The organism is Cellulosimicrobium sp. CpK407 (assembly GCF_051844275.1).
Taxonomy (GTDB): Bacteria; Actinomycetota; Actinomycetes; order Actinomycetales; family Cellulomonadaceae; genus Cellulosimicrobium; species Cellulosimicrobium cellulans_G.
This window is the reverse complement of the sequence record NZ_JBGNYC010000051.1, coordinates 19,694-34,090: the sequence shown is the minus strand read 5'-3', so window position 1 is coordinate 34,090 and position 14,397 is coordinate 19,694. Positions and strand designations below refer to the sequence as shown.

Genomic DNA, 14,397 nt, shown 5'->3' with positions numbered 1-14,397 from the left:
TCCGGTCGACCGCGCCGAGGGCGCGCGCCGCGCCGTCGCGCACGGCCGACGCGCGCTCGGCCTGGCGCACCCGGGCGGCCTCGCGCCGCGCGGCCCGCTCGCGCGCCTCGCGCTCCGCCGCGGCGGCCCGGGCGAGCGACTGCGCCCGGCCGGCCACGGCGCGCGCGCGTTCCTCGCTGGTCCGCAGCGCGAGACGCGCCTCGGTCTCGGTGGTGCGCGCCGCCGACGCGAGCGCGAGGAGACGGTCGCGCTCGGTCGTCGCGTCGGCGACCGCCTCCTCGGACTGCTCCGGGGCCGCCTCCGCGACGTCGAGCCGCGCCACGAGGTCCGCGAGCAACTCGCGCGCGTCGTCGAGCCCCTGCGACGCGCGCTCGAGCGAGGTACGCACGCGCTCCGCCTCCGCCGCGGCCGAGCGCGCCGTCGCGCCGAGGTGTCCGAGCTGTTCCGCGACGGCCGCGAGCTGGGCGTCCGACTCGTTGAGCCGGTCGAGGGTGTCGTCGTACCGAGCGCGGGCCTCCTGCGCGGCGTCGCGCGCGCCCACGAGGGCGAACCGCGCGCGCTCCCCCCGGGCCGCGGCGTCGTCGTGGGCGGCGCGCGCCTCGTCGAGGGCGGCCTGCAGGTGCAGCACGCTCGGAGCGGAGGCCGACCCGCCCCACGCGCGGGTCGTCGCGAGGAGATCGCCGCCGCGCGTCACGACGGAGATGCCCGGGTGCCGCGCCACGAGGGCGCGCGCGTCCGCGAGGTCCTCGACGACCGCGACGTCGGAGAGCAGCGCGCGCACGGCGCCGCCGACGCCCCCGCCGGCCGTCACGACGTCGACGACCCAGCGCGCGCCGTCCGGCAGGGCGACGTCGCCGTGCACGCTCCCGTCCGCCCCGTCGGCCGCCACGACCAGGCCCGCCCGTCCGGCGTCCTCGGTGCGCAGGTAGCGCAGCGCGTCGACGGCGGCGTCGACCGACTCGACGGCGACGGCGTCCGCGGCGGGGCCGAGCGCCGCAGCCACGGCGTCCTCGTACCCGGCCTCGACGCCGAGCAGCGCCGCGAGAGACCCCACCACCCCGACGCCGTCGGCCGCGAGCAGCGCGCCGGCGCCGTCCTTGCGGTCCAGGCTCAGCTCCAGGGCCTCGATCCGCGCGCTCCACGTGGCGCGCTCCTGGTCCGCCACGGAGGCCTCGTCCTCGAGCTCCCGCACGACCGTCGTCGTCCGCTCGACCTCGTCCGCTGCGGCCTCGTGCTCGGCGTCGAGGCCTTCCTCGCCCTCCTCGGCGCCGACCACCTGGGTCTCCAGCACCGCGAAGTCCGTGCGCGCCTGGGTGCCCCGGTGCTCGGCCTCCGCCAGCGACTCGCGGAGGCGCCCGATCTCCGCCTCCGCGGCCTCGACCCGCGTGCGCTGCGCGGCGACCTGGCCCGCGAGGCGCGCGAGGCCCTCCCGCCGGTCGGCGGCACCGCGGAGCAGCGTCGCGACCGCGCGCTCGGCCTCGCCCGCCGACCGCTCGGCGTCCTCGCGGTCCGCGACGGCCGCCGCGAGCGCGTCGCGCGCCCGGACGACCTCCGCCTCGAGCTCGGCCTCGGTCGCGCGCACGCGCTCCGCCTGGGCCTCGAGCTCGTCGGGGTCCTGGCCCCGCTGGGCGGGCTCCGGGCGACCGAGCAGGCGGACCCGCTCCTCCGCGAGCGTCTGCGTGCCGCGCAGGCGCTCGCGCAGGGACGACAGCCGGAACCAGACGTCGGTCGCGGCACCGAGCGCGGGCGCCGCCTCCGCGGCCTCGCGCTCGAGCCGGCCGAGCCCGTCGCGGGCCGTGGCGAGCGCCCGCTCGACCTCCGCCTGCTGCGCGCGCAGCGCCGCCTCGTCCGCGATCTCCTGCTCCAGGGTCGCCGTGAGCTGCGCGAGGTCGTCCGCGAGCAGGCGGGCCTTGGCGTCGCGCAGGTCCGCCTGGATCGTCGCCGCCTTGCGGGCGATCTCGGCCTGGCGTCCCAGCGGGCCGAGCTGGCGGCGGATCTCGGTCGTGAGGTCGGCGAGGCGGGTGAGGTTGGCCTGCATCGCGTCGAGCTTGCGGAGCGCCTTCTCCTTGCGCTTGCGGTGCTTGAGGACGCCCGCGGCCTCCTCGACGAAGCCGCGGCGGTCCTCGGGCGTCGCGCGCAGGACCGCGTCGAGCTGCCCCTGCCCGACGATCACGTGCATCTCCCGGCCGAGGCCGGAGTCCGAGAGGAGGTCCTGGATGTCGAGGAGGCGGCACGCGGCGCCGTTGATCGCGTACTCGGAGCCGCCGCTGCGGAACAGCGTGCGGGAGATCGTCACCTCGGTGTAGTCGATCGGCAGCGCGCCGTCGGTGTTGTCGATCGTCAGGGAGACCTCGGCGCGCCCGAGCGGCGGCCGCCCGGACGTCCCGGCGAAGATGACGTCCTCCATCTTGCCGCCGCGCAGCGTCTTGGCGCCCTGCTCCCCCATGACCCACGCGAGCGCGTCGACGACGTTGGACTTGCCCGAGCCGTTCGGCCCGACGACGCACGTGACCCCGGGCTCGAAGCTCAGCGTCGTCGCGGACGCGAACGACTTGAAGCCGCGCAGCGTCAGGGTCTTGAGGTGCACGGACCCGAGCCTAGTGGCGGCCCCCGACGAACCCGCGGATCTGCGCCCCGCGCGGCCGGACGCCGTCGGCGGGGCGCCGGGACGCGAGACGCCCCGCCCCGGCCGGTGCGGCCGGGACGGGGCGCGGTGCCGCGTGACGGTGCGTCAGCCGAGCTCGGGGAACCAGAGCGCGATCTCGCGCGCGGCGGACTCGGGCGAGTCGGAGCCGTGGACGAGGTTCTGCTGGACCTTGAGGCCCCAGTCGCGACCGAGGTCGCCGCGGATGGTGCCGGGCAGGGCCTCGGTCGGGTTCGTCGCGCCCGCGAGGGAGCGGAAGCCGGGGATGACGCCCTGGCCCTCGGCCACGACCGCGAGGATCTTGCCCGAGAGCATGAAGTCGACGAGCGGCTGGTAGAACGGCTTGCCCTCGTGCTCGGCGTAGTGCGCGGCGAGCAGCTCGGGCGTCGCGTCGAGCAGGCGCACGGCGGCGAGCGTGTAGCCCTTGGTCTCGACGCGCCGCAGGATCTCGCCGGACAGGCCGCGGCGGACGCCGTCGGGCTTGACGAGGATGAGGGTGCGCTCGATGGTCTCGGTCAGTGCGGGTGCGACGTCGGTCATGGTCGCCGAGCCTACCGGCCGCGCGGGCGTGCGGGACGCCGTGACCACCGGGCCCGTGGGGCGCGCCTCAGTCGGCGTTGGGCGCGGTCTCGGGGTGCTCGGCGTCGTACGCGGCGCGCTCCCGGTCGATGCGCCCGCCGAGCCGGATCGAGACGACCCACAGCACGACGAAGAGCCCGCCGACGACGAACATCATCGGCACGACGAGGCCGAACGCCAGGACCGGCACCTGGACGACCGACCCGGCGACGTAGCCGCCCGGCGTGCCGACCATGCGCGAGAGGACGACGAGCACGACCGCGAGGGCGCCGCCCACGAGCCAGATCGACGTCGCGCTCGGCAGCTCGAGCGGCCCGCGCGAGTACGGCACGTCCCGCAGCCCGTAGGCGACGAGCGTGGCGAACACCACGAGGAACGCCTCGAGCAGCAGCGTGGTGGACGCGAACTGGACCTTCGCGGGCTTCTTGGGCTTGATCCGGTCGCCCGGCGAGGGGCGCACCGGGCCCGCCGCGCGGCCGTAGCGGGACGGCTGCGCGGCGGGCTGCGACGGCGAGGTGCTCACCCGGTCAGGATACCGGCGTGGCGTCGCGGCCCCGGTCCTCCGGGTGGTCGCCGCCCGCCCCCGCGGCTCCCGCGGTCACGACGGCCGGGGCCTCGCCCGCGCCGTCCTCGACCGGCACCGGGGCGTCCTCGACGAGGTCGCCGTGGTCCGCGACGGCCTCGCCGCGCGCGACCATCCCCGCGACGTCGGAGAGCTTGACCTCGCGCAGGAAGAGCGCGAGGACGAACCCGACGAGCACGAGCGGGACGAGGTACCAGAAGGCCGGGGCGAGCGCGTCCGTGAACGCGTCGACGACGCCCGTGTGGATCGGCTCGGGGAGCTGCTGCACCATCTCGGGCGTGAGCGAGGCCCCCTCGGCACCGGCGGGGGCCGAGCCCGCGGGCAGGCCCGCGAAGACGCCCTCGAGGTTGTCCGCGAGGCGCGACGTGAAGATCGTGCTGAACAGCGCCGTGCCGACGGCCGCGCCGATCTCGCGGAAGAAGTTGTTCGCGCTCGTCGCGGTCCCCAGCTCGTGCGGGTCGACGGCGTTCTGGACCGCGAGGACGATCGTCTGCATGACGAGGCCCATGCCGGCGCCCATGACGAAGATCATGGCGCCGAAGAGCCACATCGACATGTCCCCGGTGATGCGCGTGAGCCAGATCATGCCCGCGGCGGTGATCGCGAGCCCGACGACCGGGAACACCTTGTAGCGGCCGGTCTTGGTGATCGCGATACCGGACCCGATCGCCGTGAGCATGACGCCCGCCATCATGGGCAGCAGGAGGAAGCCGGACTCGGTGACCCCGGCGCCGGTCGACATCTGGAGGAACGTCGGCAGGAACGCGAGCGCCGAGAACATGCCCATGCCCAGCACGAGGCCGATGAGCGTCGCGATCGTGAACGTCCGGTTCTTGAAGAGGTGCAGCGGGAGCAGCGGCTCCTCGGCACGGTTCTCCACCACGACGAACGCGGCGATCGACACGATCACGACCGTGACGAGGCCCAGGAGCCACGGGTCCGACCAGTCGTAGCCGCGCGAGCTGGTGAGGGACTCCCAGCTCGTGACGAGCACGATGCCGGACGTGGCGACGACCATGAGGAAGATCCCGGCGACGTCGATCTTGCGGCCCGAGCGGTGCGACGGGAGCTTGAGCGCGACCCACGCGACGACGAAGGCCGCGACGCCGATCGGCACGTTGATCCAGAACGCCCAGCGCCAGCCCGGCCCCTCGGTGAACCAGCCGCCCAGGAGCGGCCCGATCACGGCCGCGATGCCGAACAGGGCGCCCATGGGACCCATGTACTTGCCGCGGTCCTTCGCGGGCACGATGTCCGCGATGATCGCCTGCGACAGGATCATCAGACCGCCGCCGCCGAGGCCCTGGACGCCGCGCCAGGCGACGAGCTCGGGGAACGACTGCGCGAACCCGGCACCGGCCGACGCGATGGTGAAGAGCCCGATCGCGACGAGGAACGGCCACCGACGACCCCAGAGGTCGCCGAACTTGCCGTACAGGGGCATGACGATCGCGATGGCCAGGATGTAGGCCGTGATGACCCAGCCCTGGTGCTCGACGCCGTGGAGCTCGCCGACGATGGTCGGCATCGCGGTGCCGACGATCGACTGGTCGAGGGAGGACAGGAACATCGACGCCATGAGCGCGCCGAAGATCACCCACACGGTGCGCGGGGTGAGCACGACGAGCGGCTTGGCGCCGTCGACGGGGGGTGCTGCGGTGGAGGAGGCCATGAGGATCCGGTTCGGTCAGGACGGGCGGGCGCGCGCCGACGGGCGCGGCCCGTCGTCGGGTGGGGAGCTGGTGAGGCGGTGGAGCGGTGGTGGTGCGGTGGCCCGCAGGGCGTGCGGCTAGCGGGCCACGGGATCAGGGGCGCGCGTGTCCGCCAGGAGCGCGCGGAGCTGGGCGACGACGGTCGGCAGGTGGTCCACCGGCTCGCCCTCGCGGTCGCGCTGCTGCCACTCGAGGGTGCTCGCGCGCAGCAGGCTCATGACCACGAGGGCCAGGAGCTCGGGATCGGGGACGAAGGGCCGGACGGCCCGGCGTGCGACGAACATGTCGACGAGCTCCGCGCGATGGCCGTCGACCCACGCGACGTGCCGCGCGACGAGCTGCGGCTCGCGCTGGACGAGCTCGAGCGTGCGCGCCATGCGCTCGGGCGTGACGACCTGGTGCCCGAGCACGTCGGCGACGACCACCTCGAGGTCGTCGAGCAGGGCGCCCGTCGGGCCGCCCTCGACGAAGGCCGCGACGACCTCCGGGCGCACGGAGAAGTCCTCCAGGCCGAGCACGGCGTCGTCCTTGGAGGGGAAGTAGTTGAAGAACGTGCGCGGCGAGACCCCGACCTCGGCACAGATGTCCTCGACCGTCACCGCGTCGAAGCCGCGCTCCAGCACGAGCGTCTGCGCGGCCTCGACGAGCGCTTCCCGTCGGGCGCGCTTCTTGCGCTCCCGCAGACCGCCGGGAGACGGCGCGAGGCACGTCGCGGCCCGCTCGACCAACGAGGGGCGAGCGGGCACGTCAGGGAGAGTCAGGGGCACCCGTGTATTCTTGCACCCTCTGCAATTTTGCATCAACTGCAATATGGCGTGACGCCCGTCACACCGGGGTGCCGGTCAGACCTCCCCGAATCCGCCCTCCACGGCCTCGACGACCGCGCGCACGGCGTCGGCGGCCTGGGGTCCCTCCCCCGTCACGGTGAGGTCCTGCCCGCCCGTGGCCCCCAGCTTCATGAGCTCGAGGACGCTCGCGCCGTTGACCCCGTCGATCGCCACCGTCGCGTCGAAACCGGCGACGAGCCGCGCGAGCACCGCCGCGGGGCGCGCGTGCAGGCCGAGCGGGTTGCGCAGCGCGACGACGGCGCGCGTCGCACCGTCCGCGGGAGGCTCCGCCCGGGTCGCCGACGCCTCCTCGGCGGGAGCTCCGCCAGCGACCGCGAACGTGCCGCCCGCGTGCTCGGCCGACGCGAGCACCTCCGCGACGTCGCCGCCACCGTGCGCGGTCACCGCCGCCGCCACCGCGCCCTCGACGAACGGGGCGTCGGCGAGCCGGACCCTCCCGTCGAACCCGTCCTCCATGTCCAGCACCGACTCGACGGTCATGACGGCGGAGCCCAGGTCGGCGAGCACGACCACGCCCTCCGCGACGGCCAGCGCCTCGTCGAGCGCCGCGGACACCCGGTCGTAGCTCGTGCCGAGCCCGCCGTCGTCGGTCCCTCCCGCGGCGAGCAGCAGCACGCCGGGAGCCATCTGCGCAGACAGCTCGACGGCACCCTCGGCGAGCCGCTGCGAGTGCGAGACGAGGACGAGCGCGACGCGCGCTCGCGCCCCGACCGGCCCGGCGGCGCCGCTCACGCCGTCGCCGCGTCGCGCGCGGCCTCGAGGAGGATCGCGGTCGAGGTCGCCCCCGGGTCCTGGTGCCCGGCGCTGCGCTCACCCAGGTAGCTCGCGCGGCCCTTCGTCGCGACGAGCGGGACCGTCGCCTCGGCGCCCGCGCGCGCCGCCTGCGCGGCGGCGGCGAGGACGTCGCCGGTCGACGCCCCGGCGTCCGCGGCGGCCTCCGCGGCGTCCACCGCCGGCTGCCAGGCGTCCACCATCGTCTTCTCCCCGACCTGCGCCTTGCCACGGGCGGTGATGCCCTCCAGCGCGCCCTCGAGGAGGGCCACCACGCCGTGGGCGTCGAGCTCGGCCAGGCCCGTCACCTTCGCCGCACGCAGGTAGGCGGTGCCGTAGAGCGGCCCCGAGGCGCCGCCGACGGACGACATGAGGGTCGTGGCCACGAGCTTGAGCACGTCGCCGATCTGACCCGGCGGCTGGTCCCCGGCGGCCGTCCCGTCGAGCTTGGCGACCACCGCGCGGAACCCCCGGTCGAGGTTCTCCCCGTGGTCGCCGTCACCGATCTGGCGGTCCAGCTCGGTCAGCTCGTCCCGTGCCGCCGCGATGCGCTCCGCGCTCAGCCGCGTCCACCGGTCCGCCCAGGCCACGTCCAGCGTCATGCCCCACCTCTCCTCGCCGTCGAGCCGGCGGTCCGCCGGCCCCTCGGAGACTGCACGCACGGGCGCCGCCTCACCAGCGCAGCGCAGCCGTGTGGACGGGAGCGTCCCACAGGGCGGTGAGCTCGTCGTCCAGGCGCAGCACGGTGACCGACGCACCCTGCATCTCCAGCGACGTGACGTAGTTGCCGACGAGCGAGCGCGTCACCCGTACGCCGCGCCCCTCGAGCAGCCTCCTCGCCTGACGATAGACGACGTACAGCTCGGACAGCGGCGTACCGCCCATTCCGTTAACGAACAGCAACACGTCCTCGCCGTCCGACAGGCCCAGGTCGTCGGCGACGGGGTCCACGAGCCGCTGCGTGATCTCGTCCGCCGAGGCCAGCGGGATGCGGTGCCGGCCCGGCTCACCGTGGATGCCGATCCCGATCTCGACCTCGTCGTCGCCGAGGTCGAAGCTCGGCTTGCCGACGTGCGGGACCGTGCAGGCGGTGAGCGCGACGCCCATCGAGCGCACGTTCGCGACGACGCGGCCCGCGATCTCCGTCACCGCGCCGAGGTCGTCGCCGCGCTCGGCCGCGGCGCCCGCGATCTTCTCGACCGCGACCGTCCCCGCGACGCCGCGCCGGCCGGCGGTGTACAGCGAGTCCTCGACCGCGACGTCGTCGTTGACGAGGATGCTCGTGACCTGGGTGCCCTCCGCCTCGACGAGCTCGACCGCCGTCTCGAAGTTCAGCACGTCGCCCGTGTAGTTCTTCACGATGGCGAGGACACCCGCGCCCGAGTCGGCGCCGAGGATCGCCGGGACGATCTGGTCCGGCGTCGGCGAGGTGAAGACCGCGCCCGGGACCGCGGCGTCGAGCATCCCCAAGCCGACGAAGCCCGCGTGCAGCGGCTCGTGCCCGGACCCACCGCCGGAGACCAGCCCGACCTTCCCGGGGACCGCACCCCCGGCCCGCGAGACGTAGGGCGGCGCGAGGTGCACCTCCACGAGGTCGGCGTGCGCCTGGCCGAACCCCTCCAGGGACTCCGACACCGCGTCCTGGGGATCGTTGAGCAGCTTCTTCACCGGTCATCCCTCCATCGGTCCGTGCGCCCGGTGCTCCGGACGCCGACGACCCCCGCCCGGCGTGTCCGTCGCCGTCGTCGCCTCCATCAAACACCCGGGTGCGGCGGGCCGCGAGGCGTCCCCGACGCGACGAGGCGCGCCACCCGGTGGCGCGCCTCGTGCGCGGAGGAGCAGTGCCGCGCGGGACGGGGCGTCAGCCGCGCCCGAGGAGGATGCGCGCGTCGGCGACCGTGACGACCGAGCCCGTGACGAGCACGCCCGAGCCGGTCCCCACGCCCACCGCGTCGTCCCGCTCGGCGAGGTCGACGGCCACCTGGAGCGCCTCGTCGAGCCGCTCGGTGCTGTGCACGCGGTCCTCGCCGAACACGTCCGCGGCGAGCTCGGCGAGCTCCGTCGGGTCGGCCGAGCGCTCCGAGCTGTTGCGCGTCACGACGACCTCGGACAGCACCGGCTCGAGCGCCGCGAGCAGCGGCTCGGCGTCCTTGTCCGCCATGATCGCGACGACCCCGACGAGGTGGCGCAGGTCGAACGCCTCGCCGAGCGCGGTCGCGAGCGCCTCCGCGCCCGCGGCGTTGTGCGCCGCGTCGACGAGAACGGTCGGGCTCGACCGCACGACCTCGAGCCGGCCCGGCGAGGTGACGTCCGCGAAGGCCGCCTCGACGAGCGTGCCGTCGAGCGCCCGGCCGCCGAGGAACGCCTCCACCGCGCCGAGCGCGAGCAGCGCGTTGTGCGCCTGATGCTCGCCGTGCAGCGGGAGGAACACCTCGGTGTAGAGCGCGGCGGGCGTGCGCAGGTCGAGGAGCTGTCCCCCGACCGCGACCTGCCGTGCCGCCACGTCGAGGTCGACGCCCTCGCGCAGCAGGCGCGCACCGACGCGCTCGGCGCGGGCGCGCAGCACCTCCTCGACCTCCGGGCGCTGCGCGGCGGAGACGACGGTCGCGCCACCCTTGACGATGCCCGACTTGACCGTCGCGATCTCCTCGAGCGTGCTGCCGAGCCAGCGCTCGTGGTCGAGCGCGACGGGCGTCACGACGGCCACCTCGGCGTCGACCACGTTGGTCGAGTCCCACTCGCCGCCCATGCCGACCTCGACGATCGCGACGTCGACGGGCGTGTCGGCGAACGCCGCGAACGCCACGCCCGTGAGCACCTCGAAGAAGCTGAGCTGCGACTGCCCGGCCTCGGCGAGCTCGGCGTCGACGACCTGCACGTACGGGTAGACGTCCTCCCAGACCTCGACGAACCGGCGCGCCGAGAGCGGCTCGCCGTCGACGACGATCCGCTCGGTGACGCTCGTCAGGTGCGGGCTCGTGAACATCCCCGTGCGCAGCCCGTGCTCGCGCACGAGGCGCTCCGCGACGCGCGCGGTGCTCGTCTTGCCGTTGGTTCCGGTGAGGTGGATCGTCCGGAACGCGTGCTGCGGGTCGCCCAGCAGCTCGAACAGGCGCCGCACCCGGTCGATCGTCGGGTCGAAGTCGTGCTCGGGAGCACGGGACACGATGTGCTGGTAGACACGCTCCAGGTCCGCCTGCGCGGCGACGTCCTCCGCGGCCGCGCGGGCGTCCTTCGCGCTCTGCCGGCGTGCGGCGCCGGAGTCCTTGCGGGCGGCGCTCACAGGATCACCGCCGTGTCCGGAACGGTGCCGTCGGCCTTCTCGACGCGCACGGAGCGCACGTCGGTCGGCGACGTCTCGACGACGACCTCGACCGCGAGGGTCTCGCGCGCGACGAGGTCGCGGTGCTCCTCGACCGCGACGAGCCACTCGCCGGGCACGTCGAGCGACAGCCGGATGCGGTCGGCCACGTCGAGGCCGGCGGCCTTGCGCGCGTCCTGCACGTCGCGGATCACGTCGCGTGCGTAGCCCTCGGCGAGCAGCGCGTCGTCGAGCGCGAGGTCGAGGACGGCGAACCCGCCGCTCGCGAGCACCGCGGCGGCGACGCTCGGTGCCTCCGCGTCGGGCTCCGGGCCGCCGGCCCGGGTGGCGGCGACCACCGTCGTCAGCTCGTACTCCGCGGGCAGGAGCGCGACGTCGCCGTCGTCCGTCGTCACGACGACCTCCCCGGCGTCGTCCACGCGCCACGCACCCGCCTTGGCGGCCTTGATGACGGCCTGGACGCCGCGGCCCAGGCGCGGTCCCGCGGCGCGCGCGTTCACGGCGAGGCGCTGCGTGATGCCGAAGCGCTCGGCGGCGTCCGAGTCGGTCGACTCGAGCTCGACGGCCTTGACGTTGAGCTCGCGCGCCAGCAGGTCCGTGTACGGCGCGAGCGCCTCGGGGTCGTCCACGACGACCGTGAGCCGCGCGAGCGGCTGGCGCACCCGGAGCTGGTGCGCCTTGCGCAGGCCGAGCGCGGCCGACGCGACGGCGCGGACCTCGTCCATCGCGGCGACGAGCGCCGGGTCGGCGACGAGGGACGCGTCCGGGACGTGGCGCACGGCCACGGCGGACGAGCCGTCCTCGCCGACAGCCTCGGTGGACGCCGGCCAGTCGGTGAGGTGGACCGAGCGCCCGCCCGTCAGGCCGCGCCACACCTCCTCCGCGAGCAGCGGGGCGAGCGGCGCCATGACGCGCGTGAGCGTCTCGAGCGCCGTGTACAGCGTGTCGAACGCGTCGGCGTCCTCGGCCCAGAACCGGTCGCGCTGGGTGCGCACGTACCAGTTCGTCAGGACGTCGAGGTGCTCGCGCACGGTCTCGCACGCGCCCGCGATGTCGTAGGCGTCGAGCTGCTCGGTGACGCGCACGACGAGGTCGTGCGTGCGCGCGAGCAGGTAGCGGTCGAGCGCCGGGAGCCCGGCCACGCGCTCGGGTGCGACCTTCTGCGCGACGTATCCCGCCGCGCCGCCCGGCTCGCCCGCGCGCGCCTGCGCCTTCGAGGAGTTCGCGTACAGGGTGAAGAAGTAGTACGTGCTCCACAGCGGGAGCAGCACCTGGCGCACCGCGTCGCGGATCCCGTCCTCGGTGACGACGAGGTTGCCGCCGCGCAGGATCGGCGAGCTCATGAGGAACCAGCGCATCGCGTCGGAGCCGTCGCGGTCGAAGACCTCGTTGACGTCCGGGTAGTTGCGCAGGGACTTGCTCATCTTGCGGCCGTCGGAGCCCAGCACGATGCCGTGCGAGACGGCCGAGCGGAACGCGGGTCGGTCGAACAGCGCGGTCGCGAGCACGTGCAGCGTGTAGAACCAGCCGCGCGTCTGGCCGATGTACTCGACGATGAAGTCGCCCGGGTTGTGGTGCTCGAACCAGTCCGTGTTCTCGAACGGGTAGTGCACCTGCGCGTAGGGCATGGACCCCGAGTCGAACCAGACGTCCATGACGTCCTCGACGCGCCGCATGGTCGAGCGGCCCGTCGGGTCGTCGGGGTTCGGCCGGGTCAGGCGATCGACGAACGGGCGGTGCAGGTCCGGCTCGCCCTTCTCGTTGCGCGGCAGCGTGCCGAAGTCGCGCTCGAGCTCGGCGAACGACCCGTAGACGTCGACGCGCGGGTACTGCGGGTCGTCGGAGCGCCACACCGGCACCGGGCTCCCCCAGAACCGGTTGCGCGTGATCGACCAGTCGCGCGCGTTCTCGAGCCACTTGCCGAACTGGCCGTGCTGGATGTGCTCGGGCGTCCAGGAGATCTGCTCGTTCAGCTCGACCATGCGGTCCTTGAACGTCGACACCGCGACGAACCACGACGACACGCCCATGTAGATGAGCGGCTGCCGGCAGCGCCAGCAGTGCGGGTAGGAGTGCGCGTACGACTCGCGGCGCAGCAGCACCGTCCCGGCGCTGGTGGCGCCGAGCGCGAGGTCCGGAGCCGCCTCGCCCGCCGCCACCGCGGCGTCGTGCCGCGTCCGGCCCTTGAGGTGGTCGATGATGAGCGCGTTCGCGTCGAAGACCTGCAGGCTCTCGTAGTCGACGACGGGGAAGACGAACTTGCCGTCGGACGCGACCGGGAGGACCGGCTCGACCCCCTCGCGGTCGGAGACGACCTTGTCCTCCTCGCCGAACGCGCCGGCGTTGTGCACGAGGCCGGTGCCGTCCGTCGTCGTGACGAAGTCCGCCTCGACGACGCGGTGCGCACCGGGGTGGCCGGCGAAGTAGGAGAACGGCGGCGTGTAGGAGCGCCCGACGAGGTCGGCGCCCGTGAGGCGCTCGACGACCTGCGTCGTCACGTCCTCGACGCCCTCGTCGGCGAGCTCGCGCGCGTACGCCCCGAGGCGCTCGGCCGCGATCACGTAGCGCTCCGTGACGCCCGTGAACGACGACTCCACGACGACGTACTCGACGTCCGGCCCGACCATGACGAACAGGTTGGACGGCAGGGTCCAGGGCGTCGTCGTCCAGATGAGCGCGAGCTCGCCCGTCTCGAGCCGGAAGCCCACGGTGACCGCCGGGTCCTGGCGGACCTGGTACACGTCCTCGTCCATGCGCAGCTCGTGGTTGGACAGCGGCGTCTGGTCGTTCCAGCAGTAGGGCAGCACGCGGAAGCCCTCGTAGACGAGGCCCTTGTCGTAGAGCTGCTTGAACGCCCACAGGACCGACTCCATGAACGTCGGGTCGAGCGTCTTGTAGTCGTGCTCGAAGTCGACCCAGCGCGCCTGGCGGGTCACGTAGTCCTGCCACTCGCTCGTGTACTTGAGCACCGACGCGCGGCACGCGTCGTTGAACCGCTCGATCCCCAGCTCGAGGATCTCCTCCTTGGTCTTGATCCCGAGCTGGTCCATCGCCTCGAGCTCGGCGGGCAGGCCGTGCGTGTCCCACCCGAAGCGGCGCTCGACGTGCTTGCCGCGCATCGTCTGGTAGCGCGGGACGACGTCCTTCGCGTACCCCGTGAGCAGGTGCCCGTAGTGGGGCAGGCCGTTGGCGAACGGCGGGCCGTCGTAGAAGACGAACTCGTTGCTGCCGTTCTCGCCGGCGGGGTTGCGCTCGACCGAGGCGCGGAACGTGTCGTCCGCGTCCCAGTAGTCGAGCACCTCGCGCTCGATCGCGGGCAGGTCGGGAGAGGCAGGCACGCCGAACGCGGCTCCGGGGTGCGAGTCGGCGGCAGAGGCGGCGGACGAGGGGGCGCGGTGCAGCGGATAGGCCATGGTCTCGAGGACTCCGGAGGGTAGCGGCCGGCGGGGTGTCCGCCGTGGTGGTACGGGTCGGTCGTGCTCTCCTGCGAGGACGACTCCCCCACCCAGGGGCGGGCTCGCCGCGGTACCACCTCGCTTGCCGGCGTCCTCCCCCGCGCCCGACGCCGTCGGGCCCGGCGGGCGGTCGCCGACCGCTCGTCGCAGGCTGTGACGGGCCCACCCGTCCGGGTCTAGTGAGGACCTGGCCGCGGGGCCGTCAGGCCTGCCCGACGGCGCGGGTCCCGTTCTTCCGGAGGCTCGCCGGTGATGGCCGGGTCGACGCCTGTGCGTCCATGGTAGCCGCCGCGCGGCGGCGCGCGGTGTAGGCGTCGATGTCCCGCGCGACGAGCCACTCGAGCGTGAGCGGCGGGCGGGCGTCGTGCCCGACGGCGGTCGTCGCGGCGGGCGGGCTGGCGGCCTCGCGCGACTGGGCGGCGAGCGACGTCGTCGGGCGGTAGCGGGGAAAGCTCCGGGGAACGTACATGGTGGTCTCGCGTC

11 protein-coding genes are annotated in these 14,397 nt (G+C 74.4%); all 11 read right to left on the bottom strand.

What is annotated here, in order from left to right; genetic code table 11:
- A partial coding sequence (locus ABWU78_RS17695) for a chromosome segregation SMC family protein (RefSeq protein WP_439159085.1) occupies positions 1–2,587 on the bottom strand: 2,587 nt, incomplete at its 3' end.
- Positions 2,588–2,731: 144 nt separating this feature from the next.
- Positions 2,732–3,184, bottom strand: coding sequence for a nucleoside-diphosphate kinase (gene ndk / locus ABWU78_RS17690; RefSeq protein WP_439159084.1), 453 nt, complete (start codon positions 3,182–3,184; stop codon positions 2,732–2,734).
- Between the two features lie 67 nt (positions 3,185–3,251).
- Entirely contained in the window at positions 3,252–3,746 is a 495-nt protein-coding gene (locus tag ABWU78_RS17685) for a DUF4233 domain-containing protein (protein WP_308202275.1), read from the bottom strand.
- Between the two features lie 4 nt (positions 3,747–3,750).
- Complete coding sequence (locus ABWU78_RS17680; protein ID WP_253051262.1) at positions 3,751–5,478, bottom strand: MDR family MFS transporter; 1,728 nt, start codon at positions 5,476–5,478, stop codon at positions 3,751–3,753.
- Positions 5,479–5,595: 117 nt separating this feature from the next.
- The gene (locus tag ABWU78_RS17675) at positions 5,596–6,264 is read right to left on the bottom strand and encodes a TetR/AcrR family transcriptional regulator (RefSeq protein ID WP_439159083.1); all 669 of its coding nucleotides are present in this window, start codon (positions 6,262–6,264) and stop codon (positions 5,596–5,598) included.
- A 96-nt stretch (positions 6,265–6,360) separates the two neighbouring features.
- A complete protein-coding gene (dhaM, locus tag ABWU78_RS17670) occupies positions 6,361–7,098 on the bottom strand; it encodes a dihydroxyacetone kinase phosphoryl donor subunit DhaM (protein WP_353708115.1) in 738 nt (245 codons plus the stop codon).
- Complete coding sequence (dhaL, locus tag ABWU78_RS17665) at positions 7,095–7,739, bottom strand: dihydroxyacetone kinase subunit DhaL (RefSeq protein WP_439159082.1); 645 nt, start codon at positions 7,737–7,739, stop codon at positions 7,095–7,097. The genes dhaM and dhaL overlap by 4 nt, the downstream gene beginning before the upstream one ends.
- Before the next feature lie 70 nt (positions 7,740–7,809).
- Positions 7,810–8,805, bottom strand: a complete 996-nt coding sequence (gene dhaK, locus ABWU78_RS17660) for a dihydroxyacetone kinase subunit DhaK (RefSeq protein ID WP_253051258.1) — start codon at positions 8,803–8,805, stop codon at positions 7,810–7,812.
- Between the two features lie 193 nt (positions 8,806–8,998).
- Positions 8,999–10,420, bottom strand: a complete 1,422-nt coding sequence (locus ABWU78_RS17655) for a bifunctional folylpolyglutamate synthase/dihydrofolate synthase (RefSeq protein ID WP_439159081.1) — start codon at positions 10,418–10,420, stop codon at positions 8,999–9,001.
- Positions 10,417–13,872 (bottom strand): isoleucine--tRNA ligase, encoded by a 3,456-nt coding sequence (ileS, locus tag ABWU78_RS17650; RefSeq protein WP_439159080.1) that lies wholly within the window; start codon positions 13,870–13,872, stop codon positions 10,417–10,419. The genes ABWU78_RS17655 and ileS overlap by 4 nt, the downstream gene beginning before the upstream one ends.
- A 244-nt stretch (positions 13,873–14,116) precedes the next feature.
- Positions 14,117–14,383, bottom strand: a complete 267-nt coding sequence (locus ABWU78_RS17645; protein ID WP_439159079.1) for a hypothetical protein — start codon at positions 14,381–14,383, stop codon at positions 14,117–14,119.
- Positions 14,384–14,397 lie beyond the last annotated feature (14 nt).